The 23,043-nt window shown below is 38.3% G+C and carries 22 protein-coding genes and 1 pseudogene; 16 read left to right on the top strand and 7 right to left on the bottom strand.

Going from position 1 to position 23,043, the window contains the following annotated elements; genetic code table 11:
• Nucleotides 1-32 precede the first annotated feature (32 nt).
• Together HUS24_RS16655 and HUS24_RS16650 are read right to left on the bottom strand one after the other, a co-directional pair.
• Nucleotides 33-1,151 carry a PilT/PilU family type 4a pilus ATPase gene (locus tag HUS24_RS16655; RefSeq protein ID WP_173913069.1) on the bottom strand — a complete coding sequence of 373 codons (1,119 nt, stop codon included), beginning with the start codon at nt 1,149-1,151 and terminating at the stop codon, nt 33-35.
• Nucleotides 1,152-1,177: 26 nt separating this feature from the next.
• A complete protein-coding gene (locus tag HUS24_RS16650; protein ID WP_065994224.1) occupies nt 1,178-2,215 on the bottom strand; it encodes a type IV pilus twitching motility protein PilT in 1,038 nt (345 codons plus the stop codon).
• Nucleotides 2,216-2,337: 122 nt separating this feature from the next.
• On the opposite strand from HUS24_RS16650, the gene HUS24_RS16645 reads away from it, so the two are divergent.
• Nucleotides 2,338-3,024 (top strand): YggS family pyridoxal phosphate-dependent enzyme, encoded by a 687-nt coding sequence (locus HUS24_RS16645; protein WP_173913068.1) that lies wholly within the window; start codon nt 2,338-2,340, stop codon nt 3,022-3,024.
• 74 nt (nt 3,025-3,098) lie between these two features.
• Nucleotides 3,099-3,261 (top strand): annotated as a pseudogene (locus tag HUS24_RS17115) (glucose/sorbosone dehydrogenase); the annotation flags it as partial.
• A gap of 777 nt (nt 3,262-4,038) precedes the next feature.
• Here HUS24_RS17115 and HUS24_RS16640 read toward each other — a convergent pair.
• Entirely contained in the window at nt 4,039-4,761 is a 723-nt protein-coding gene (locus HUS24_RS16640) for a folate-binding protein YgfZ (RefSeq protein ID WP_173913067.1), read from the bottom strand.
• A gap of 235 nt (nt 4,762-4,996) precedes the next feature.
• On the opposite strand from HUS24_RS16640, the gene acnD reads away from it, so the two are divergent.
• The 4 genes from acnD to HUS24_RS16620 all read left to right on the top strand — a co-directional run bounded on the left by acnD (nt 4,997) and on the right by HUS24_RS16620 (nt 11,307).
• A complete protein-coding gene (gene acnD, locus HUS24_RS16635) occupies nt 4,997-7,615 on the top strand; it encodes a Fe/S-dependent 2-methylisocitrate dehydratase AcnD (protein WP_173913066.1) in 2,619 nt (872 codons plus the stop codon).
• 74 nt (nt 7,616-7,689) lie between these two features.
• Nucleotides 7,690-8,241 carry a hypothetical protein gene (locus HUS24_RS16630; RefSeq protein WP_173913065.1) on the top strand — a complete coding sequence of 184 codons (552 nt, stop codon included), beginning with the start codon at nt 7,690-7,692 and terminating at the stop codon, nt 8,239-8,241.
• 840 nt (nt 8,242-9,081) lie between these two features.
• Nucleotides 9,082-10,185: a YjgN family protein gene (locus HUS24_RS16625; RefSeq protein ID WP_173913106.1), complete on the top strand. Its 1,104-nt coding sequence runs from the start codon at nt 9,082-9,084 to the stop codon at nt 10,183-10,185.
• Between the two features lie 21 nt (nt 10,186-10,206).
• Complete coding sequence (locus HUS24_RS16620; protein ID WP_173913064.1) at nt 10,207-11,307, top strand: M48 family metallopeptidase; 1,101 nt, start codon at nt 10,207-10,209, stop codon at nt 11,305-11,307.
• Nucleotides 11,308-11,356: 49 nt separating this feature from the next.
• Here the strand turns inward: HUS24_RS16620 and HUS24_RS16615 are convergent, their stop codons facing one another.
• Nucleotides 11,357-11,635, bottom strand: a complete 279-nt coding sequence (locus HUS24_RS16615) for a DUF2218 domain-containing protein (protein WP_173913063.1) — start codon at nt 11,633-11,635, stop codon at nt 11,357-11,359.
• Nucleotides 11,636-11,826: 191 nt separating this feature from the next.
• Here HUS24_RS16615 and rpe point away from each other — a divergent pair, with 191 nt between their 5' ends.
• The 8 genes from rpe (at nt 11,827) to HUS24_RS16575 (ending at nt 18,359) form a co-directional block, all read left to right on the top strand.
• Nucleotides 11,827-12,513 carry a ribulose-phosphate 3-epimerase gene (gene rpe, locus HUS24_RS16610; protein WP_173913062.1) on the top strand — a complete coding sequence of 229 codons (687 nt, stop codon included), beginning with the start codon at nt 11,827-11,829 and terminating at the stop codon, nt 12,511-12,513.
• 356 nt (nt 12,514-12,869) lie between these two features.
• A complete protein-coding gene (locus tag HUS24_RS16605) occupies nt 12,870-13,367 on the top strand; it encodes a hypothetical protein (RefSeq protein ID WP_254433893.1) in 498 nt (165 codons plus the stop codon).
• A gap of 54 nt (nt 13,368-13,421) precedes the next feature.
• Nucleotides 13,422-15,224, top strand: coding sequence for a copper resistance system multicopper oxidase (locus tag HUS24_RS16600; protein WP_173913061.1), 1,803 nt, complete (start codon nt 13,422-13,424; stop codon nt 15,222-15,224).
• Nucleotides 15,211-16,203, top strand: coding sequence for a copper resistance protein B (locus HUS24_RS16595; RefSeq protein WP_173913060.1), 993 nt, complete (start codon nt 15,211-15,213; stop codon nt 16,201-16,203). Before HUS24_RS16600 ends, HUS24_RS16595 begins: the two co-directional genes overlap by 14 nt.
• Before the next feature lie 228 nt (nt 16,204-16,431).
• Complete coding sequence (gene sugE / locus HUS24_RS16590; protein WP_065994208.1) at nt 16,432-16,749, top strand: quaternary ammonium compound efflux SMR transporter SugE; 318 nt, start codon at nt 16,432-16,434, stop codon at nt 16,747-16,749.
• 94 nt (nt 16,750-16,843) lie between these two features.
• A complete protein-coding gene (gene sugE, locus HUS24_RS16585) occupies nt 16,844-17,161 on the top strand; it encodes a quaternary ammonium compound efflux SMR transporter SugE (protein WP_173913059.1) in 318 nt (105 codons plus the stop codon).
• A 23-nt stretch (nt 17,162-17,184) separates the two neighbouring features.
• The gene (locus tag HUS24_RS16580) at nt 17,185-17,667 is read left to right on the top strand and encodes a methylated-DNA--[protein]-cysteine S-methyltransferase (protein ID WP_173913058.1); all 483 of its coding nucleotides are present in this window, start codon (nt 17,185-17,187) and stop codon (nt 17,665-17,667) included.
• 35 nt (nt 17,668-17,702) lie between these two features.
• Nucleotides 17,703-18,359 (top strand): nuclease-related domain-containing protein, encoded by a 657-nt coding sequence (locus HUS24_RS16575; RefSeq protein WP_173913057.1) that lies wholly within the window; start codon nt 17,703-17,705, stop codon nt 18,357-18,359.
• Between the two features lie 44 nt (nt 18,360-18,403).
• On the opposite strand, the gene HUS24_RS16570 is transcribed toward HUS24_RS16575, so the two are convergent.
• Together HUS24_RS16570 and HUS24_RS16565 are read right to left on the bottom strand one after the other, a co-directional pair.
• Nucleotides 18,404-18,868, bottom strand: a complete 465-nt coding sequence (locus HUS24_RS16570; protein WP_173913056.1) for a hypothetical protein — start codon at nt 18,866-18,868, stop codon at nt 18,404-18,406.
• A 315-nt stretch (nt 18,869-19,183) separates the two neighbouring features.
• Nucleotides 19,184-19,951 (bottom strand): hydroxymethylpyrimidine/phosphomethylpyrimidine kinase, encoded by a 768-nt coding sequence (locus tag HUS24_RS16565; protein WP_173913055.1) that lies wholly within the window; start codon nt 19,949-19,951, stop codon nt 19,184-19,186.
• A 121-nt stretch (nt 19,952-20,072) separates the two neighbouring features.
• Here HUS24_RS16565 and HUS24_RS16560 point away from each other — a divergent pair, with 121 nt between their 5' ends.
• The gene (locus HUS24_RS16560; RefSeq protein WP_173913054.1) at nt 20,073-20,729 is read left to right on the top strand and encodes an HAD-IA family hydrolase; all 657 of its coding nucleotides are present in this window, start codon (nt 20,073-20,075) and stop codon (nt 20,727-20,729) included.
• 77 nt (nt 20,730-20,806) lie between these two features.
• Here the strand turns inward: HUS24_RS16560 and HUS24_RS16555 are convergent, their stop codons facing one another.
• A complete protein-coding gene (locus tag HUS24_RS16555; protein WP_173913053.1) occupies nt 20,807-21,553 on the bottom strand; it encodes a sporulation protein in 747 nt (248 codons plus the stop codon).
• A 133-nt stretch (nt 21,554-21,686) separates the two neighbouring features.
• Between HUS24_RS16555 and HUS24_RS16550 the strand changes: the two genes are divergently transcribed.
• Entirely contained in the window at nt 21,687-23,033 is a 1,347-nt protein-coding gene (locus HUS24_RS16550) for a hypothetical protein (RefSeq protein ID WP_173913052.1), read from the top strand.
• The last annotated feature ends 10 nt before the right edge of the window (nt 23,034-23,043 follow it).

Below are 23,043 nucleotides of genomic sequence, written 5' to 3'. Positions count from 1 at the left end.
GGCTATTTGATAAAAATCAGCGTCTTGACTGTTTATTGACCATCAAAAGTAAGCTTATTGTTGGCATTTAACAACTGTGCGCCACCTTCTTCATCAAGTTTAATTTGTAGACGCAAATCATTTGGTGAGTCAGCGTGTTTCAGTGCGTCTTTATAGGTTATTTGACCTGCTTTATAGAGGTCAAAGAGTGCTTGGTCAAATGTCTGCATACCCAATTCACGTGAACGTTTCATTAAGTCTTTGATCTCATGCACTTCACCTTTACGAATCAAATCGGCAATTAAAGGCGAGTTAATCAAAATCTCAATTGCTGCACGGCGTGAGTTACCATCGGGTGTTGGGATCAACTGTTGTGCGATCATTGCTTTTAAGTTTAAAGATAAATCCATAAACAATTGGCTATGACGATCAGACTCAAAGAAGTGAATAATACGGTCAATCGCTTGGTTGGCGTTGTTGGCATGCAGGGTTGCAAAAACCAAATGACCCGTTTCAGCAAAAGCAATCGCATAATCCATCGTTTCACGAGAACGAATCTCACCGATCAAGATCACGTCAGGCGCTTGACGTAAGGTATTTTTCAGGGCGATTTCAAAAGAATCTGTATCAATACCAACTTCACGTTGCGTGATAATACAGCCTGCATGTTCATGCACAAACTCAATCGGGTCTTCGATGGTAATGATATGACCTTTGGAGTTTTGATTTCGATAACCAATCAATGATGCTAAAGAGGTCGATTTACCTGTACCTGTCGCACCAACAAAAATGATAATGCCACGTTTGGTCATCGCAAGATCTTTTAAGATCGGTGGCAGTTTCAGATCTTCCATCGTTGGAATCGTGGTTTCGATACGACGTAAAATCATCCCCGGTTGGTCACGTTGCTGAAATGCACTGACACGGAAACGTGCTGTTTTGTCTTTATTGACAATCGCAAAGTTACATTCGCGTGTGTCAGCAAATTCTTTGCGCTGTTTATCCGTCATAATCGAATGAATGATCTGTCCAACTAACTCCCCAGTTAACTTGGTTTTGACCACAGGTACAATTTGACCATTAATTTTCATTGATGGTTCAACATCGGCAGTAATAAACAAATCCGATGCTTTTTGCTCAATCATCATGTTGAGCAAATCATTAAAATCCATTCTAATTCCCCAAATTTATGTTGTTCTTATAAGAATGATTCTGGCTGTTTTGCCGCAGTACGTGCCACTTGCGGGCTAATCGTGCCTTTGGATACCAACGTTTTTAAGCTTTGATCCAATGTGGTCATACCATAGTTTGCACCTGTTTGGATCGCAGAATACATCTGTGCTACTTTGTTTTCACGAATCAAGTTACGAATCGCAGGTACACCGATCATGATCTCATGAGCAGCTACACGGCCACCGCCATTTTTCTTTAAAAGCGTCTGTGAAATTACTGCTTGTAAAGATTCAGAGAGCATGGCACGTACCATGTCCTTTTCTTCAGCAGGGAATACGTCAATAACACGGTCAATGGTTTTTGCCGCAGAGGTGGTATGCAGTGTACCAAATACCAAGTGACCTGTTTCCGCCGCAGTAAGCGCCAAACGAATCGTTTCTAAGTCACGCATCTCACCGACCAATATAATATCAGGGTCTTCACGCAGCGCTGAACGCAGTGCTTCGTTAAAGCCGTGTGTATCACGATGTACTTCACGTTGGTTAATCAAACATTTTTTAGATTGGTGTACAAACTCGATCGGGTCTTCAACCGTTAAGATATGGTCATAGCGGTTGTCATTGATATAATCCAGCATAGCTGCCAATGTGGTAGATTTACCAGAACCTGTAGGACCTGTGACCAATACGATACCGCGTGGGTAATCACAAATATCTTTAAAGATTTGTCCCAGACCTAAATCTTCCATCGTTAATACTTTGGATGGAATGGTACGAAATACTGCACCAGCACCACGGTTTTGGTTAAATGCGTTAACACGGAAACGTGCGACGCCAGGCACTTCAAATGAAAAGTCAGTTTCCAGTTGTTCTTCATAATCACGACGTTGTTTATCATTCATGATGTCATAAACAAGACGATGTACATCTTTATGCTCGAAAGCAGGAAGGTTGATGCGACGAACCTCACCATCGACACGAATCATTGGTGGCATACCTGCTGATAAGTGTAAATCTGATGCACCGTTTTTAACGGAAAAAGCTAGTAATTCTGTAATATCCATAATGTCCCCAAAGTAAAACCTATTTACTTAATTATTTTGTAGAATAATAAGGCTTTCACTCAGCATAACCAACAATTTCCTTGCTTGGAAGCTGAAAATTTTTTTAAATGAGATAACCGTCGATGAATGATTTAAAACACGCACGTGAATTGGTACTCGATCAAATTAAGCAAGCTTGTCAAACTGCTCAGCGTGATAGTTCAGAAGTGCAATTATTGGCTGTGTCTAAAACCCATCCAAGTCCACGATTAAAAGAAATGTATACAATAGGGCAGCGAGCATTTGGGGAAAATTATTTACAAGAAGCTTTAGAAAAAATCGAACAACTGCAAGACCTCGCTATCGAATGGCATTTTATTGGACATGTACAACGCAATAAAACTAAGCATTTGGCTGAAAAATTTGCTTGGGTGCATGGTGTAGATCGCTTGATTATTGCTGAGCGTTTATCGAATCAAAGAACAGCCGAACAAGCACCATTAAATATTTGTTTGCAAGTGAATATTGATGATCAGGACAGTAAAGATGGCTGCCAGCCCAATGAAGTGGCGGAATTAGTTGCACAAATTAGTCAGCTCCCTCATTTAAGATTACGTGGTTTAATGGTGATTCCTGCACCGAATCATACGGCAGCTTTTGCAGAGGCAAGACAGTTGTTTGGTACTGTAAAAGGCGAGCATGCGCATCCAGAAGATTGGGATACTTTGAGTATGGGCATGTCTGCTGATCTGGAGGACGCCATCGTAGCTGGATCGACTATGGTGCGTGTCGGCACAGCCTTGTTTGGGACAAGGGATTATTCTCACTAATCATGTGAATGTTGGAGGAGAGTAGTTTTTAAATTGTACTATCAAAATATTATAGACAAAGCAATTTAAAACTCTTTTTAGAAGTGCTGCATGATTCAATGGATGTAAAGGTTGGTCACGGCTATAAAATGACAATTATCCGTAAAGAGCAAAAGCTTAAAACGTTTATGGATTTTTTTAGTCGATAAAATGGTGAGTGTTCACCCTTGTGATATTTATAGAATAGATGAAAAATGATTTTATTTTTCGGATGATCGAGGTGGTGTGGTTTATTATGTAAAGCGGAAAGAGTCGTTCTAAAAAGCCAAATTTTTTGGCTTTGGCTGTGGTGTTGTAAATTATAAATTATGATCATAAATGAGAGAAGTTTGTAACTCTTTTATCTCAAAGTTTGCTGAAGAGTTTCTTTTAAAATTTTTCTAAAACGTATGAACATAATTAACTCAATAAAATTTAAACCTACACCCCAAGGCATTGTTCCACCTGTATTGAATGTTATTGACGTGTTGTAGCCTATGTGTGCTTTTAGTAAATAGAAAAAAGAATCAGGAGTTGTTTCTATGTAAAAACCAAAAATAAGTGCAATATTTGGAATGTATAAAAAATAAGGCGTACATATGAGGAAGATCAAACTAAAGCTTATCCATTTGAGAATTTTTAAGCCTCTAATACTTTGATTCCAATATAAATAACTACCGTAAATAGTAATGGCTAATTGGATTAATAATATAATATATATGATATTGCTAAGAGAAAACAGATTAAAAAAACCAATTAGGTAAAAAATCATTAAAACAGCAAATACTGAAAATCCACTATAATAGAGTGCGATAAATTTATGTTTTGGGTCATTAAAATTCTGAATCATATTTTAGAGGTATTTTTTCTTAGAAAATTAGTGACTTAATTATAATGCGGATTTTAGTAAAAATAATAGTATGATTTATTTATATATTTAAAAAAGCTACTTATTTTTATAAGTAGCTAAGAATAAAAGTGAGTGCTTAAAACGCTTTATTGAGGTCTCGCCACATCACCACTTAAACTTTCAGGTAAATCTAAAACAGTCACATCAAGCTCTTCTAAAGCTTCAGGACGAGCAACCACAAGTGCAATAAAACCATTTTCAAAAGCCGTGCTATTCACCACTTGCACACCTTTATTCAGTTGTTCGCCCTGAGCAGGGACAGTGCCTATGCCTTGAATCACATGTAACCACGCTTTCGGTTTTGCCTTAAACCAAAGACGAGCCACGACTTCCTGACCCAAATAACAACCCTTGTCATAGTTCACACCATTACGCTGATGCAAACGCAACTCTTGAGGTTGAAAAACACCTTCAATCGCTTGATCAATATACGCTTGACCGCTTTGAATCGCAGCAACTTCCCAAGCCGAAACATCAGTTTCAATAGCAGAAAAGTCAGTTGTAGAACCATTAATTGTTGGAAAAACTTGTCCTACTTTCTCAAGTTTCATCTTAGAAAATGCGCCATATTTTTGAATATGTTTGGCAAACTCTTCAGCTTGGTCTTGCGTGGTTACGATTTCAAACTCTTCAGGATTTTGTTTTTTTAACCATAATCCAAAATGAATACGACCTTTCAAATCACATATAGCAGTGTACTGTGTGATATTTTCTGTCAAAGCTTCAACGTTTACAGTGACTTGTCCTTGTAAAAATTTGAGAGCATCTACACCGACCAAAGTGAAAGAGGAGAAAGCTAAACCGCTCATAAATGACTCACTTATTGAAATCTAATACTAAAGAATTAAGTTTATTTTCCGCTATTTTTCAAAAAAATGCAGTTTTAACGCAAATATTTTAAAGTAATTGTTACTAAATGTGTCTAAAACCCTTGTTTTTATATCTAAGCTTATGAAATATAAAAGATTTGGGAAATGGCTTTTCAGCAGTGTACTATGCCAATCATGAGAACGCAGTACAAAATGATGCAAGAGGCACAATTCAATGAATAACAACTACCGTAAACCCCTGCAAGGTACCCAGCTCGAATACTTTGATGTGCGTCAAGCCGTTGAAGACATCCAGCCAGGCGCATATGCAAAACTTCCATACACATCGAAAGTATTGGCAGAACAATTGGTACGCCGTTGTGACCCAGCCATTCTCGAACAATCTTTAAAAGAGTTAATCAATCGTAAGCAAGACCATGATTTTCCTTGGTATCCTGCACGTGTGGTCTGTCATGACATTCTTGGACAAACAGCACTTGTAGACCTTGCTGGTTTGCGTGATGCGATTGCGGATCAAGGTGGTGATCCATCTAAAGTGAATCCCGTTGTTCCAACTCAGTTGATCGTCGATCACTCGTTGGCAGTGGAATACGGTGGTTTTGATCCAGATGCCTTTGAGAAAAACCGTGCTGTGGAAGACCGTCGTAATGAAGACCGTTTCCATTTCATTGAGTGGACAAAAACCGCTTTTGAAAATGTCGATGTAATCCCAGCAGGGAATGGCATCATGCACCAAATCAACTTGGAGAAAATGTCTCCAGTGGTGCAAAGCCGTGAAGGCGTGGCATTCCCTGATACTTGTGTGGGGACTGACTCACATACTCCACATACTGATGCGCTTGGCGTGATCTCAATTGGTGTAGGTGGTTTAGAAGCTGAAAATGTCATGCTTGGTCGTGCGTCTTGGATGCGTCTGCCAGACATCATCGGTGTAGAGTTAGTCGGTCAGCGTCAAGCAGGCATTACCGCAACCGATATCGTATTGGCATTGACAGAATTCTTGCGTAAAGAGCGTGTTGTGGGTGCGTATTTAGAATTCTTCGGTGAAGGTGCGGACAGTATGTCAGTGGGTGATCGTGCAACGATCTCGAACATGACACCTGAGTATGGCGCAACTGCGGCAATGTTCTACATCGACCAAAACACCATTGACTATTTAACATTGACAGGTCGTGAATCTGAACAAGTAAAATTAGTTGAAACTTATGCCAAAGAAATCGGTCTTTGGGCAGCGGATATGACGCAAGCAGAATATCCACGTGTACTTCGCTTTGACCTTTCAACGGTCACACGTAATATCGCAGGTCCATCAAACCCACATGCACGTGTATCCACGGCAGATTTAAAAGAAAAAGGCATCGCAGGTAACTTAGATGCTGCACGTGCACAAGAAGCGGAAGGCTTAATGCCAGATGGTGCAATTATTATCGCTGCGATTACTTCATGTACCAATACCTCTAACCCACGTAATACAGTTGCGGCAGGTTTGTTGGCTCGTAAGGCAAATGAGTTGGGCTTAGTGCGTAAACCGTGGGTGAAATCATCTTTTGCACCAGGTTCTAAAGCAGCAGCGTTATATCTTGAAGAAGCTGGCGTTTTAAAAGATTTAGAAAAACTTGGTTTTGGGATCGTGGCATATGCATGTACAACCTGTAATGGTATGTCTGGTGCATTAGACCCTGTGATTCAACAAGAAATTATTGATCGTGACTTGTATGCAACTGCGGTACTTTCAGGTAACCGTAACTTTGATGGTCGTATCCATCCTTATGCAAAACAAGCGTTCTTAGCTTCTCCACCATTAGTAGTTGCTTATGCGATTGCAGGAACGATTCGTTTTGACATCGAAAAAGATGCTTTAGGCACAGACAAAGACGGTAATCCAATTTATCTAAAAGACATTTGGCCATCTGATGCAGAAATTGATGCATTGGTGAAAGAAGCAGTTAAGCCTGAGCAATTCAAAAAAGTGTATATCCCGATGTTTGATTTGGGTGAGCGTGAACAAGCTGCGAGTCCATTGTACGATTGGCGTCCACAAAGTACTTATATCCGTCGTCCACCATACTGGGAAGGTGCTTTGGCTGCACCACGTACTTTGTCAAATATGCGTCCGCTTGCAATCTTACCTGACAACATTACCACTGACCATTTGTCACCATCGAATGCGATTGTGTTGGATTCGGCAGCAGGTGAGTATTTGGCGAAAATGGGCGTGCCAGAAGAAGACTTTAACTCGTATGCAACGCATCGTGGTGACCATTTGACTGCACAGCGTGCAACTTTGGCAAATCCTAAGTTGTTTAATGAAATGGTGGTTCGCTCTGACGGTACCATTAAGCAAGGTTCTAAAGCACGTGTTGAGCCTGAAGGCGAAGTGATGCGTATGTGGGAAGCGATCGAAACTTATATGAATCGTAAGCAACCTTTGATCATTATTGCTGGTAAAGATTATGGTCAAGGTTCTAGCCGTGACTGGGCAGCGAAAGGCGTACGTCTTGCAGGTGTTGAAGCGATTGTTGCGGAAGGTTTTGAGCGTATTCACCGTACCAACTTGGTGGGTATGGGCGTGTTACCGCTTGAGTTTAAAGCAGGTACAGATCGTAAAACGTTAAAGTTAGATGGTACTGAGCTTTATAGTGTGATTGGTAATATTGCACCTCGTTCTGATCTGACTTTGGTGGTTGAGCGTTCAAATGAAAATGGTCAAAATGAAATCATTAAAGTGCCTGTAACGTGTCGTTTGGATACGGAAGAAGAAGTGCATGTGTATGAAGCGGGTGGTGTGTTACAACGCTTTGCACAGGATTTCTTGGAAGGGAATGTGGCTTAAGACTCTAAGCTGAAATAATTGATTTTGTTGTAAAAAGACCCTACATTAATGTGGGGTTTTTATTTGAGAAAAAAATGAACAATAGAATTTTAAATGGCGATTTTGAATTTTTATCTAATTTGTTTGAGAAATTTTTTACACAAAAGAATATTAGAGATCGTTTAAATTTAATTGAAGAAAAAAACATAACTGGTTGGGAAATATGGTTGCAAATTGAGCTGTCATTTTTCTTTGATAAACAAGAGAATGTGAGGGAGTGGGTAAGGGAAGTGCCTTGTTCGATAGATAAGAGAGTGGAGAAATTAAAAGATAAGGGAATAATTGATTTTTGGTTAAAAGAGAGAAATAAATCAACTGAAACAATGATAGCGGTAGAATTAAAACAAGCTAAGTCAGCAAAAAGCTGTATCACAGCAATGATGAAAGATTTAAATAAATTTCACTCATTGAAACCAAGTGAACATAATTGTATACGTACATTTTGGTGCGTAGGGGTACATCGTGCTGTGGAGGAAGAAACATGTTTGAAGATTATAAATGAACACAAAATAGGATATGAATTTAATCAAAATCATATTCTAAGTAAAAGAATCAAAGAAACGAACTTTAGTTTTACAATTCTATAAATAAGATTTGTACTGTAAAGCTTTGCAAAGGATTTTGTGGAAGGGAATGTGGCTTGATAATTTGAGCTAAAAGTATTTTATATTGTTATAAATAGACCCTACATTTATGTAGGGTTTTTATTCTAAGAGGAATTAATGAGGTTTAAAGACAGAAATTTATGGGCAATTGCTGAATGTATTATTGGTAATATTCAATATTTCCCATATAGGAGTAGTAGCTATTAGGATATTTTGTAAAATATATTTGCCTAAATACCACCATTATTAGTTAAAATTGATAATAAATAAACTGCTTTATCAGGTCATGCAATTTACTAGACCTCTTGCGAAAGTAGTTTTTTTAACCATTTGCACTTTATGCAATAACTTATAAAATAAAGGTCATGTCTGCTCGAATTTTGACTAGCGCAAGAAGTCTACTATTTCTAGAGTTATTAAATAAAAGTAAATAGTATGACCAAAAAATCCCCCGAACAAAAAGCCGAAGAAGAAAAACGTTATATCGCTGTAAGTAGTGCAGCCAATACAGCCGAACTTGCGCTTTTTTAATGAGCGCTAAACAAGGGTTTATGCAACACAACATAATTTCTTAGTTTTATATTGGCAAAAAACTATGAAAAATAATTACTTTAAGTTTTAAAATAATTCAGTTTTTACTTAACAAAATAATCAAAACAACCATACAAACCGCACTTAGCTATTGAATAGGAAGAGACTACTCGAATAAAAATACACTATTTATTTTAATTGGAAAAATCTATACACTCGATTTGCTTAAATTCAAAATATTGTTTCACGATTGTCTTTATGAACATGATCTATTAAAAATAAGAGAAAATGATGCAAGAACAAATACCACCACCATTTCCAAATACCAGTGGTCTAAGCCTGACCAAAAACGCTGATCTTCCTCCTGATGATGCACCAACAACACCAAGTTTTGGACGTGTTCGCCGTTTCAAATTTCATGGCGATGCGATGGAGTACTTTGGGATTTGGATCGTAAATATTTTACTGACCATCGTAACCTTGAGCCTCTATGCACCTTGGGCAAAAGTGCGTCGCTTACGCTACTTTTATGGCAATACCGAATTTTTTAGAAGACGCTTTGATTTTACAGGGGTACCCAAAAAAATCTTAATCGGGCGTTTGATTGCACTCGGAATTTATGCTGCGATTTCAGTGATTTCACAATATTCCATTACAGCAACACTGATCGGATTTGTCATTCTGTATCTTGCTGTACCGTGGTTGATTCGAGCGACCATTCGCTTTACAGCACGAAACAGTAAATATGCCAATAGTCGATTTTATTTTGCAGGAACAACCAAACAAGCCTATATGGTTTTCTTAAAATGTATCGGCATCTATATTTTTACGCTAGGTATATTTTTCCCTGTGATGATTTGGTTGTATAAAAGTTATTGCATCAATCATTTATATGCAGGGCAGCTAAAATTTAAGTTGCAAGCAGAATGGTCTGATTATATGCGAGCAGTTTATATTCCTGTATTTATGTTTATGGGGGTACTTTTTGTTCTAGGCATTGTTGGTGCTGTCATCGGTGGATTATCAAATCCGCAGGCTTTTTTCGCGATCTTTGGTTTAGGCTATGTGATCGCAGGTTTGTTTATTTATCCATTAATAAGCGCACGCGTATTTATTACAACATGGAACAACACGGTCATTGGAAATAGCAAATTTGCCACCGATTGCAACCAATGGCGTTATGCATGGATTGTTGGAACCAATTGGATTGCTAAAATTTTGTCATTGGGCTTGATGTCAGCTTGGGCAGCGATTCGAATTTATAGATACAAAGTTGATTCTTTAAGTCTGATCTTACTGGATGACCCTGATCAGATGATGAATTTGGCACAAGCTGACCATAGTGCTTTGGCAGAAGAAATCAGCGATATTTTTGATATTGATGTTTCACTTTAATTTACATGAGCTGAAAACCACATGACGCAATCTGTACAGGTCGTTTTTTATGATGGTGTGGTGTCTAAACCACACCAAGCGCAAGTGTATGCGCTAGATGAGCACAGCGTTCAGGTGCGTTATGGTGAACATCAGCAATTGGTGCGTCATTATCAATATGCTGATATGCAGTTGATCGGGGCTTTGGGGCAGCTTAAGCCTGTGGTTGAGTTGAATGATGATGCACGGATTGAATTTCAAGACCATTTACCAGAATGGTTTCAGATCGGTCCTAAAAAAGTGTATGGTTCGATTTGGAAATTAGAACGTTCACCTGCACTGATTTTATTTAGTGTGGTGTTTGTTGTGTTTTTCGGTTTTGCTTTAGTGAAATGGGGTATTCCAGCAGCTTCACATTATGTTGCTTTTCAATTGCCTGAAAATAGTATGCAACGTTTAGGCGATGAAGCAGAAGCGTATGTCGATAAATATTGGACTGAACCGAGTAAGCTTGCCAAAGGACAACAAGAACAGATTCGTAAGCAATATTTAGAAAAAATTGCAGAAGGTCGTCCTGCCAAACTCCTGTTTAGAAAAGGCAGCGAGCTTGGTGCAAATGCAATCGCTTTACCTAACAACACGATCATTGTCACAGATGAATTAGTTGAACTTGCACATAGTGATCAAGAGATTTTAGGGGTGCTTGCGCATGAACAAGGGCATTTGATCGAACGCCATAGCTTACAGCAAGGTTTGTCGAGTCTAGGCATGAGCGTGTTGTATATTGCGATTACGGGAGACAGTTCCGATTTGTTTAGCTCTTTGCCTGCTGCCATGTTAGGGGCGAAATACTCACGTAAGTTTGAACAAGAAGCAGATCTGTATGCTTTAAATTTGATGGATCGTCAACATATTGAAGTTGAACATTTTGCAAATCTGTTGCAACGTCTAAGTGATGAGTATGAAAATGCGGATACTAAGGACGACAAAGAAAAGTCTGGCAAAGCCCAGCAAAAAACAGAGGCATCGGAAACAGATTCACACATAGATCGAGTGCTTGAAATATTTGAATCACATCCTGCAACGGAAGAACGTATAAAAATGGTGCGTAATTTTGAGCAAAAGCAGAAAAAATCCAAATAATTTAAAGAGGATTTTTAAAGACTATTTTACTGAAACATCAAACTTGGTTTTAAGCTTGATGTTGCCATTCTACAGAAAACTCCTGCTGTGCCATACGATTTAAATGCTCAATAATGATGTGTTCTAGCTGAGCATAATCTTCTCGTTCTGTTTCTAAATCAACCACAAGACTATCCTGTTGAGGGGAGAGATTCACTGTTGCATCGGGCATAAAAATACTCAACTTTTCATCTGTTTCAGCAACCTCAAACTTATGCTTCCAATGGTTCAATAAACGCTTGGCGATGCGTTTGGCATCATTAGTTAAAATAATAGTATTGCTTTTCATTCTCATTTACTCCTTATGGTTGTTCAAAGCTAACAAAAAATAGCGAGTGATGCTGTTATTTAAATAGAACGCTTCGTTGCAGTATTGCAATGCTGACAGAGCGTTTCATGATTTATCGGAGGTATTTTCAGCAAAGTTTAACGAGAAATTTGCTATAATTTTGAAAATCCATTTTCAAGCTAGGTTGATCCATGTCCAAGCCATTTTTAATCGCACCTTCAATTTTATCTGCTGACTTTGCTCGTTTAGGCGAAGAAGTTGACAATGTGTTAGCAGCAGGTGCAGATGTTGTGCATTTTGATGTGATGGATAACCATTATGTACCGAACCTGACTTTTGGTGCAGGTGTATGTAAGGCTTTAAAAAAATATGGAATCAAAGCACCGATTGATGTGCATCTTATGGTGTCACCTGTTGATCGTATGATTGGTGATTTCTTAGAAGCAGGTGCGGATATTATTACGTTCCATCCTGAAGCGACAGACCACATTGACCGTTCTTTACAGTTGATTAAAGATGGTGGTGCAAAAGCAGGTTTGGTATTTAATCCAGCTACGCCATTGCATTATTTGGACTATGTTTTAGATAAAGTCGATCAAGTGTTGTTAATGAGTGTGAATCCAGGTTTTGGTGGACAAAAATTCATTCCAATGACTTTAGAAAAATTACGCCAAGCACGTAAAATTATTGATGCATCGGGTCGTGATATTCGTTTGGAAGTGGATGGTGGCGTAACACCGAGCAATATTCGTGAAATTGCGGAAGCAGGTGCGGATATGTTTGTCGCAGGTTCAGCAATCTTTGGTAAAGACGATTATAAAGCTGTGATTGATGAAATGCGTGCTGAGTTGGCATTGGTAGGTTCACAACACGCTTAGAGTTAATCACAATCGTATGGATAAAATTGTGGATAAGTCTGAAGATAACTATATGGATAACTGTGTTGATAAGCATGTCGATAAAGTGTTTATAGTTTAAACAAAGCATGATCAATTGCTTAGTGCTTATACAAAATAAGTTTAAAAAGAGCTCAAATCGGGCTCTTTTTGTTTATATAAAATGGAAAATCAGCTTTTTATTTTAAATAGAAAGTTCAAAAAAGACTCGCCTAATTCTTCAACATTGCATTGCTGCAATCTTTTAATACAAAGGAGCGGGGAATACAGGATAATATTTGCTACTGCCTTGATTATTAGTTATGCTTAAACAATAGCGATTCTCAATTGACTGATAGATGATGTTGACACAACTCTGCAAACAGGTGTGGTTTGTTTGTCTTATGGTGTTTGCCATAGGATACAGTGGTGTGTCTATTGCATCGGTAAATGCCATGCAGATCAATATGCAAATGCAACATCAGCAAGCAGAGCATCAGTCTACTTCGCATCAACGACAAAGTTCGATGCTGGGCATGTCTGTACAAGACATGAAAAATCATTGTATAGATGTGCAGCAAGCTGCAACGCAAGATACGCAGCATAACCCTACTCAACACATGCAAGCGTTACAAGACTGCCATACGCAATTGATTCAAACCCAACACGCACAACATGTGGATTGTCAGGATTGTGCGTTATTTTTCTGTCAGTCTTCGATCGTTTGGTTTAATGCAGATCTTCCAAAACTGCTTGCTCCTCAAGACAATCTAGAAAAAAATGGCTTACAAAGCCATTACCAAGCACAACATCTTGTTGGGCACTGGCAAGAAATTCTACGTCCTCCAAAAGCTTAGCCTTATTTCCCGAAGCATTATTTTTTAAATAATTTCAGAAATTAAGGTTGAGTTATGTCTATTCAATTTTCAAAAAGCATCATCGTTACTGCTGCGCTCTTGTCTTCTACATGGAGTTTTGCAGCGGTCAAAGAATACCATCTAAGCATTGATGAAGGGATGGTTAATGTCACAGGCAAAGCATTCAAACGAATTACGGTAAATGGTCAGTTTCCTGCACCTTTACTTGAGTTTGAGGAAGGGGATGATGCCGTTATTCATGTGCATAATCATTTAAAAAATCAGGATTCTTCCATTCATTGGCATGGGTTATTGTTGCCTGGAATTATGGATGGCGTACCGGGTTTTAATGGCTTCAATGGCATCAAGCCACAAGGCGATTTTGTCTATAAATTCAAAGTTCGCCAAAGTGGTACATATTGGTATCACGCCCATTCCAAAGGTCAAGAACAGGATGGTTTATACGGTGCTTTGGTGATTTATCCCAAAGGCAAAAAACCACTGGCTGAGCATGAAAAAACTGAGCGTGACTATGTGGTGATGTTGTCTGATTTTCACGAAAAAACCAGTGAGCAAATTCAAAAAGATCTGAAGATTTCCGCCGAATATTATCAAAATCAGCGTGAAACTTTGGGCGATGTCTGGAAGCAAGTGAAGCGTGATGGCATCAAAGCCACATGGTCTGACCGCAAAATGTGGAATCAGATGCGAATGCTAAAAACTGATTTGTCCGATGTGACAGGCTATACTTTTTTGATCAATGGTAAAACGCCTGAGCAGAACTGGACAGGCATGTTTCAGCCAAATGAAAAAGTACGTTTACGTTTTATCAATGCGTCTGCCATGTCATTTTTTGATGTACGTATTCCCAACCTAAAAATGATGGTGGTAGGCGCTGATGGTCAACCTGTCCAACCTATCGCTGTGGATGAGTTTCGTATTGGCACCGCAGAAACCTATGATGTGTTGGTTGAACCGAAAGCTGATCATTATCAAATCGAAGCAGAATCTATTGACCGTTCAGGTTTTGCCATCGGCACTTTGCATAATGCGCTGACTGCAAATATGCATGGGATTCACATGCCTCAAGCACGTCCAAGAGCTTTGCTCAGTATGGCAGATATGGGGCATGGAAGTGGTGAGCATGCAAGTATCGACCATTCAAAGATGAATCATAATGCAATGCAAGGCATGGATCATTCTGCTCATCAAAAAGTAGAGAAGCAGGAAAATATACACACCACTGACCATACGAAGGATCATGCACCACATCAAAATATAGCATCTGAGCAATCAGATGTAGTCGTGGAAGGCTGGGCAAATGCATCAACACCGAAAGGTGATAAGGCATTGCAATATAGCGATTTAAAATCTTTAACACCACAGTCCGATACACGTGAACCAACGAGTGAGCTGGTGATACGTTTAGGCGGAACGATGGAGCGTTATATTTGGACCATTAATGGCAAAAAATTCAGTGATGCCGAACCTTTAAAAGTGAAATATGGCGAGCGTATCCGCATTAAATTTATCAATGACAGCATGATGGCGCACCCGATGCATTTACATGGCATGTTTATGCAGTTGGAAAATGGTCAGCCTGCGGTGGATATGCCAAACAAACATACCATTGTTGTACCACCTGCAAAAACAGTGACTGCACTATTGACTGCGGATGAGCTAGGAGAGTGGGCGATTCACTGCCATTTGCTCTATCACATGAGTGCAGGAATGATGAATAAGTTGATCGTTGCTCAAGTTTCTGACGCTGAGACAGCGACCACAACGATTGAAAAAATTAATGCAACACCATCCAACACAGCTAAACAGCAAGGAGATCAACATGCACATCACTAAGTTATTTCCACATACTGTTTTAGCAAGTTCGTTATTGATGTTTAGTAGCTCGGTGTTGGCACATCAAGATCATGCAATGATGTCAGTATCGCCAACCGCAACGACGGCAAATAGTGAAATGGTTGATCACTCGCAAATGCATCATGCAGGAATGGATCATTCAAAAATGAAGCATGCAGAGATGCAAACAAAGACAGCCACTGTATCGACTGCCGCATCAGAAAAGATAACAGTAGATCATTCACAGCACCAAACTTCACATTTACAAACCACATCTCTATCTGCAGAGCATCAAGGCCATGATCATCGTAAAGAACATGGTGCACAGGTTTATACAGTGACAACGATTGATCAGAAATGGCTGGTCAATGAAGATGATCAAGGGACGTTAAAGTCTGAACTTGAAACCCGAATCGGCACAGATGAAAACAAATTATTTATCAAAGCGCATATTGATAAGCATGAATCTCATGATGCTGAATATGATGTAAAAGCCTTATACAGTCGTATGATTTCAGATTTTTGGGATGTGCAAGTGGGGGCACGTTATCGGGTAGAAAAAATCAAGCTCGATGCACAACATAGCGATACCGAAGAAAAGTTGGATGCTGTCTTTGGTTTGCATGGTTTAGCCCCCTATTTCTTTGAAACAAATGCTTATTTGTATGCTGGTGCAGATAACTATTCAGGGCTTAGTCTGGAAACAGAACGGGATTTGTTGCTGACACAGAAATTGATTATTCAACCTTATTTGGATTTGGATGTGGTATTTTCGGATGATTCTAAATATGCCAAAAAATCAGGTTTAAGCAATTTGACCGCAGGCATCGAAACCCGTTATGAAATCAGTAAAAAAGTCATGCCATATCTTGATATTGCTTATGAATACGCTAAAGGCAATGCTGAAACAGCGTGGCAACTGAAAAGTGATGCGGAAAAAGGTTGGCTTTATGGGGTAGGGCTGAGATTTAAGTTTTAATTTGCTTTTAGGAAATTGATTTTGTAGGGCTTTAAATTTTAAAAGCCCTATTTTTTATAGGTGTATTTTGGGTCATTAAATGTAAAAAACGCCCTAAATAAATACCAAATACCGTATAATTCTCCTAAATCTTAGGAGGAACGACCTCCCTTAGTGCTTTTATAATAAAAACTGCACCAAGAAAACTCGTCAGGACGACCTGACTCTAATTAAAATTTGGAGCTGGTTATGGCTTGGGTCATTCTTATTTTTGCAGGAATCTTTGAAATCGTTTGGGCATATACCATGAAAATGTCTGAAGGTTTCACAAAGCTCACACCGAGCATTATTACTCTCTTTTTCATGATTTTAAGTTTTGGTTTGTTGGCTTATGCCATGAAATCATTGCCCTTGGGTACTGCCTACACCATTTGGACAGGCATCGGAGCGATTGGCTCATTTCTTGTCGGGATTTTTATCTTAGGCGAGCCAACCACAGCAATGCGTATGTTCGCTGCGGTGTTGATTGTGTCAGGCTTAATTCTCATGAAACTGTCATCTTCTTAAGCAAAATATTTCTAAATGATGATCCAAGTTAATCATTGTAGTTGACTTGGATTTTTAGGTTTCAAAAAATTATTGATTTATTCGGAGTTATGCTATGGCTTGGATATTACTTGTGGTTGCAGGCTTATTGGAAGTGGTCTGGGCTTATTTTATGAAAGTGTCAGAAGGATTTAGTAAGTTAACTCCAAGTATTTTGACCATCCTGTTTATGATCGCAAGTTTTGCATTATTGTCTTATGCAATGAAAACATTGCCACTCGGCACAGCATATACAGTTTGGACAGGAATCGGTGCAGTGGGTTCTTTTGCTGTCGGTATTTTCTTTTTAGGTGAACCAGCTTCCGCGATGCGAATGTTGGCAGCAGTGTTGATCATTTCTGGGTTAATATTGATGAAATTATCATCGTCTTAATCGTTTAGGCAAGAGCGTAGAACATGAAACTTGCGTATATGAAAATGGCTTCCCCTGTAGGAACATTAAAATTGGTAGCACATGATACAGCACTTGTTGCTGTACTTTGGAAAAATGAAAATCCCAAACGTGTACGTTTGGCGGAGTTAGTAGAAAATGCACAACACCCGATTTTGCTTGAAACACAAAAGCAGTTAAATGAGTATTTTGCAGGGCAGCGTCAAAAGTTTGATGTGCCTTTGGACTTCGAAGGTACTGAATTTCAACAAAAAGTGTGGCAAGCTTTACTGACGATTCCTTTTGGTGAAACCCGTAGTTATAAACAGATTGCGGAACAGATCGGCAATCTCAAAGCAGTGCGGGCAGTGGGTGCTGCGAATGGTAAAAATCCGATTTCGATTATTGCGCCATGTCATCGGGTAGTGGGTACAAATGGAAAATTGGTTGGTTTTGCAGGTGGGTTGGAGAATAAAGATATTCTTTTAAAAATTGAGAAGTTACAATAGACTTGGTTTAACTATTAATAACATTAAAATTTTAAATGAATACGTCTCAAATACTTGCACCACTATTTTCTCAATTGTGGTGGATGATTCCGTTATTCTTGATTGTTGGAGCGATTAAGACATTTAAGCCCTTTCTTAAAGGAAAAATGGGTGAGTTCGCTGTCAGTACACATGTGAAATTATATTTAGACAAAGAAAAATATACTTTGTTGAATGATTGTACTTTGCCTGACATGCAAAACCAAACTGCGCAAATTGACCATATTTTATTGAGTCCGTATGGGATTTTTGTTATTGAAACTAAAAATTATAAAGGTTGGATTTTTGGTGGTGAACGTCAGAAAACATGGACACAGAAAATTTATAAAAAGTCTTATAAATTTCAAAACCCATTACATCAAAATTATAAGCATCAAAAAGTTTTAGAAAATATTTTGTCAGATATTATAGATCCTACTTTGATTCATTCAGTTGTGGTTTTTATGCCTGATTGTGAGTTCAAAACACAGATGCCGAGAAATGTTTTTCGTAGTGCAGCATGGACAGATTATGTGAAAGGTTTTAAAGAGGAAATGATCCCATCTAAGACGCTGATACGTATAAAGTTACGTATTGAAAAAGAGGTTCTAGAAAAGTCATGGAAAACCAATCGCCAACATGTACAAAATCTTAAAAACAGTCATACGGACTAAATGATCTAATGAAAATCATTTGAATAACTTAGTGAGTATTTAGCTTAATCAAGTAAATATTTCACTTTGTCCAAAGAAGTCGTCTTTTGTTTTTTCAACTCTTTATCTGCAAACTCATAAAGACTTTTTTCATGATTCAGCACATATTCAAAAAACATTTGTGAGTCCCGATCTGCATGTTGGCATAGACGTTGAAAAGCTTGCATAAAAGGTTGTGTTCCATCTTTAAGCAAATACATCGCCATTTTCCACGGCATTTTTGCTAGTGCAAAACCAGTAATCTTACCTTGAGTTTTCATGTGTAAGCGAGAAGTCGCTTTTAAATTATTCTGTGTTAAAAATATCTGAAAACGTTCAAGCGTTTGCATTTCTAAAGCAGCTAAAGCCAACCATTTTTGTTTTTGTTGTGGTGATTTTGCATGTTTTGCTGCACTGAGAAATACAGCTTCACCTAAGATTTCAGATTCTAACAGTTTATTTAGATCGTTTTGATATTCTGGGTAATTCATTAGTCATTCCTTTTCAATTATTTTGTCTTAACCTTGATTTGCAATTTTTATTCGCTGTAATCAGCTTTGAATCGTAGATAAAATTATTTTAGAGTAATTACTCTAATTTTAAAAGGGTTATGAGATAAAGCGCAAAATATGAGAGCGATTTTAATTTTTTATTTATTTAAGTGATTAAAAATATAAATTTTAATTAAATTTAATAATAAAACCGCCTCCTCCCTGTGGGAGAAGGTCGGGATGAGGGGGATAAAATCTCATCTTTTGGAGTTTAACTACTCATCTGCAAGAGAAGGGATTTAAAGGCGATTTAACTCAAAACCGCTTAGGAATTTTTTGACCACCTTGAACTGGTGTTTCAGCATTTTTCAACACACCAAATAACCAAGTTTCAGCATGATGTACCGCTTGTTTCAAATGATCACCCTGTGCCAAACGTCCTGCAATAAAACTTGCCAGCGAACAACCTGAACCATGATATTCCCCCTCTAAACGAGGGCATTTTGTTTCAGAAACCATTTTTCCATCTATATATAAGGCATTACGGATATAGTCGGGCGTATCTTCATGACCACCTTTGACTAGGACTGCTTTCGCCCCCATTTCAAATAGTTTTGCTGTGGCTTTTTCCAAGTCTTGTTCATTAGTTAAAGCACGAAGTTCAACCGTGTTTGGGGTGAGTACAGTTGCCAAAGGAATCAACTCAACAAAAGCTTTGACTAAAGTTTCTTGATTGCCCAGTGAGCCGCCACTATTCGCCACTAAAACAGGATCAAGCACATATAAATAATCAGGGTGTTCACGTAAAAACTCAGCCAAAGCTGCAATATTATCCGTTGTACCCAACATGCCTGATTTAACTGCTTTAATCGGTAAATCCCCGACGACAGCATTGGCTTGAGCGAGTAAAAGCTGTTTCGAAGTTGCTTCAAAACCAAATACTTGCTGTGAGTTTTGAATGGTCAGCGCAGTACACGCAATCGCTGCATGTGCGCCACTTTGACCAATGGCTTCAATATCTGCCTGAATTCCTGCACCACCTGAAGGATCAAGACCAGAAAAACACAATACAGTAGGGCGCACGAGGATGTCCTTAATTCACAAATTTGAGTTAGTATAGGCAACTTTAGAAAAACTCTCGATACTAATTGTAAAATTAGCTACGAAATCCATTTTTGCATTAGCGATGAAATAGGGTCAGTTTGTGATTAAAAATATTTTGATTGATTTGGATGGAACATTGACTGATCCCAAAGAAGGTATCACCACATCTGCACGTTATGGTTTAAATAAAATTGGTCATCCGATTCCAGACAGTGAAAATATTGACTGGATTATTGGTCCACCTTTAAAAGCATCTTTGGCGAAAATCTTAGGTGTTGATGCCAATGATGTTTTGGCAGAGCAAGCTTTACTGGGCTATCGGGAACGGTTTGCGATACAAGGTTTATATGAAAATCATGTCTTTGATGATGTGGCAGACACATTAGATGCACTCAAAACCAAAGGATATCGTTTATTTTTAGCAACGGCAAAACCTGAAATTTATGCACGTCAGATTCTCGATCATTTTGATTTATTAAAATATTTTGAATATCCCTACGGCAGTGAGTTGAACGGTGATCGTACCAACAAAGGCGAGTTGATTACTTATATTTTAGAAAAAGAACAGCTTAATCCTACTGAATGCCTGATGGTGGGTGATCGTGAACATGATATTTTTGGCGCACGTAAAAATGGTATTGAAACAATCGCAGTTGAATATGGTTATGGTTCAGCAGCGGAATTAGATGAAGCAAAACCAAAAGCCAGAATTACAACGTTTGCAGAGATTTTAAAGATATTGGATCAGGATGTTTGAGAATAGAAGTATGTGTTTTGATGTTTTATTTCAGTCATTCAAAAGCTGCTCGATGTTAATCTCACAGCTTTCTGATATTAAACAATATTTAAAATCTGCTTAATATTCTGTACCAAGTTCGGTACTGAAACTGCATGATTTGGAATGCTAATACTGCGTAATTGATCATCTCTAAATTTACGGTCGATTTCTAACATCACATGGGTCTGATTTTCTTGTGCGACAAAAGACACTTCTACTTCATTAATACCACTAAAATGTTGAATCGGTACAAATTCTAATTCTTGATAACATCCAATGGTTGAAAAATAATTGTGTCCGCGTAATTGTCCTTTTTCGACATCCACTGTTGCTAAAGCAAAACCACATTGTTGCATCGCTTGTAAAAAGGCTTGCATCGCAGGTGTTGGAGCAATCTGTAAATAATCTTTATCAGTTGCATCCAAGCCCCAATCCACATCTAAATGGGTATGTAACCAAACACGGGTTTTATTGTGGCGACATTGAACTTCGGTGATTGGCGTTTCAAAAGGCAGTTGAATTGAAAATGGAAAGCTATGCGATTGATTGGCTTTGAGTTCAAACGCACCAATGATATGCCACTGGGCAAGAGTAAGTGCTTGGTTAAATTCGTGATCATCCGTTTCAACTTCTGCAGTGGTCATCAGTTTGAGGTAGATGCCATTGATATTTTTGCTTGAAGATGCACCTTTAAAAATCACTTCACCATTTACAACTTGACCTGCTTGCGGTGTTGCTGTGTAAATACAGGTGTTGACCTCAACGCCTTGTAAGCCCAGATTTGACATGAGTTTATGGAACATTTTTATACATTACCGCAAGTGAGTGTTGTTAAAATTGCTGCTATTGAAATGGGATTGTGATGATGTGTCAATGTTATGATTGTGATTATTTTTTACGATTTTATGATCTGTTTTTTGATGTGATGACAACATAATGACGATACGATTAAAAAAAATGTGTATGGGGCTATTTGGGCTTGTTTTACTGCTGAGCGGACTGGTTTTTTGGCTGATCCAAGATGAACCGATTTCACAGAATGCTACAGCACTTTTAGCTGATGTCCGTTTTTATGAGGCAGATTTAAAACAAGACCCCTATTTTTTATGGTTAGGTTTTGAAGCCAAAACCGATGCTGAACAACAGCTTTTGGGGCAGAAAATTTATCATCGTGATTGGAAAAATTTCTATCAAACAAACAGTGTCTATATTGATGAACCGATTGAGAGGTTTAGCGAATTGCAGGGCAATTTTTTAACTGAAGCAGATGAAAAAGTTTTTGAACAGTTAAAAGAAGATTTACATGCCGAGATTGGGATAGAGGTTTATCAAAAACAACAAACAGCTTTAGAAGAGATTTATACGCGTCAAAGTGTGTTAAATGCACGTTGGCAAGTCTTAATTCATCAAGCACCGACACAGCAAGTGCTTGCCTTAAGTGTAGAAGGAGCGATCCCGAATTTTGCACTGATGATGAAAATTCACCGCTTATATGTGGCACATTTGCTGTTTCAAACAGATGTTGCCGGTTTGGTGCGCTATACCGAAGCCTTGATTCGCAAAGACCAAAGTGCAGTAAGCTTGATAGATAAAATGATTATGTTGAATTTAATTTCACATAATATTGAAGTGATTCATGAGCTTAATCAGCGCTTAGGGCAAAAACATACGCTCTCTGAGTTGTCACTAACACAAATGTCGATGCGTTTTCCTTTTGCCAGTGAAACTGCTGTGATGCAACAGGTGACCAATCGACTTGTTGATCGACAAAGTCCACAAGGTATGTTTGATTTTATTTATGAAGATAAAAATCAGCAAAAAAGTGTTGAAAAGCATCCTATTGCAGATTTTTTTACGCCGTTATTATTGCTTAAAAACCAATCGCTGAATCGTTATGTGTCTTATATTCACCCAACTTTAGTGATTTCTGAATTGCCTAATCCTCAGTTTAAGCAAGCTTTGCAACAACCGCATGACAGTACAGTGAAACGCAGTTGGCTGAAAAATTTTATGGGCAATAAATTGGTTGATGTCGCCTTACCACGTTGGGAAACTTATGCCATACGTCCACGTTTAATCAATCAGAAAATTGTTTTATTAAATGTGTTAGCACAACATCAAGCAATTGATTTAAATAAACTTAATAAAAATTTACAGGGCTATGAGTTTTATCGAACCAAAACGGCGCTGTGTATTAAAACGCCAAATCCTTATTTGGATGAGGAAGAAGAACGTAAATATGGCAGTTGTTTAAAATTAGAAGATCAGAAAGGGAAAAGATAATGACAGAGTA

Source organism: Acinetobacter sp. Marseille-Q1618 (genome assembly GCF_902809855.1).
GTDB lineage: Bacteria > Pseudomonadota > Gammaproteobacteria > Pseudomonadales > Moraxellaceae > Acinetobacter.
This window is presented reverse-complemented; position numbering and strand designations above follow the sequence as displayed.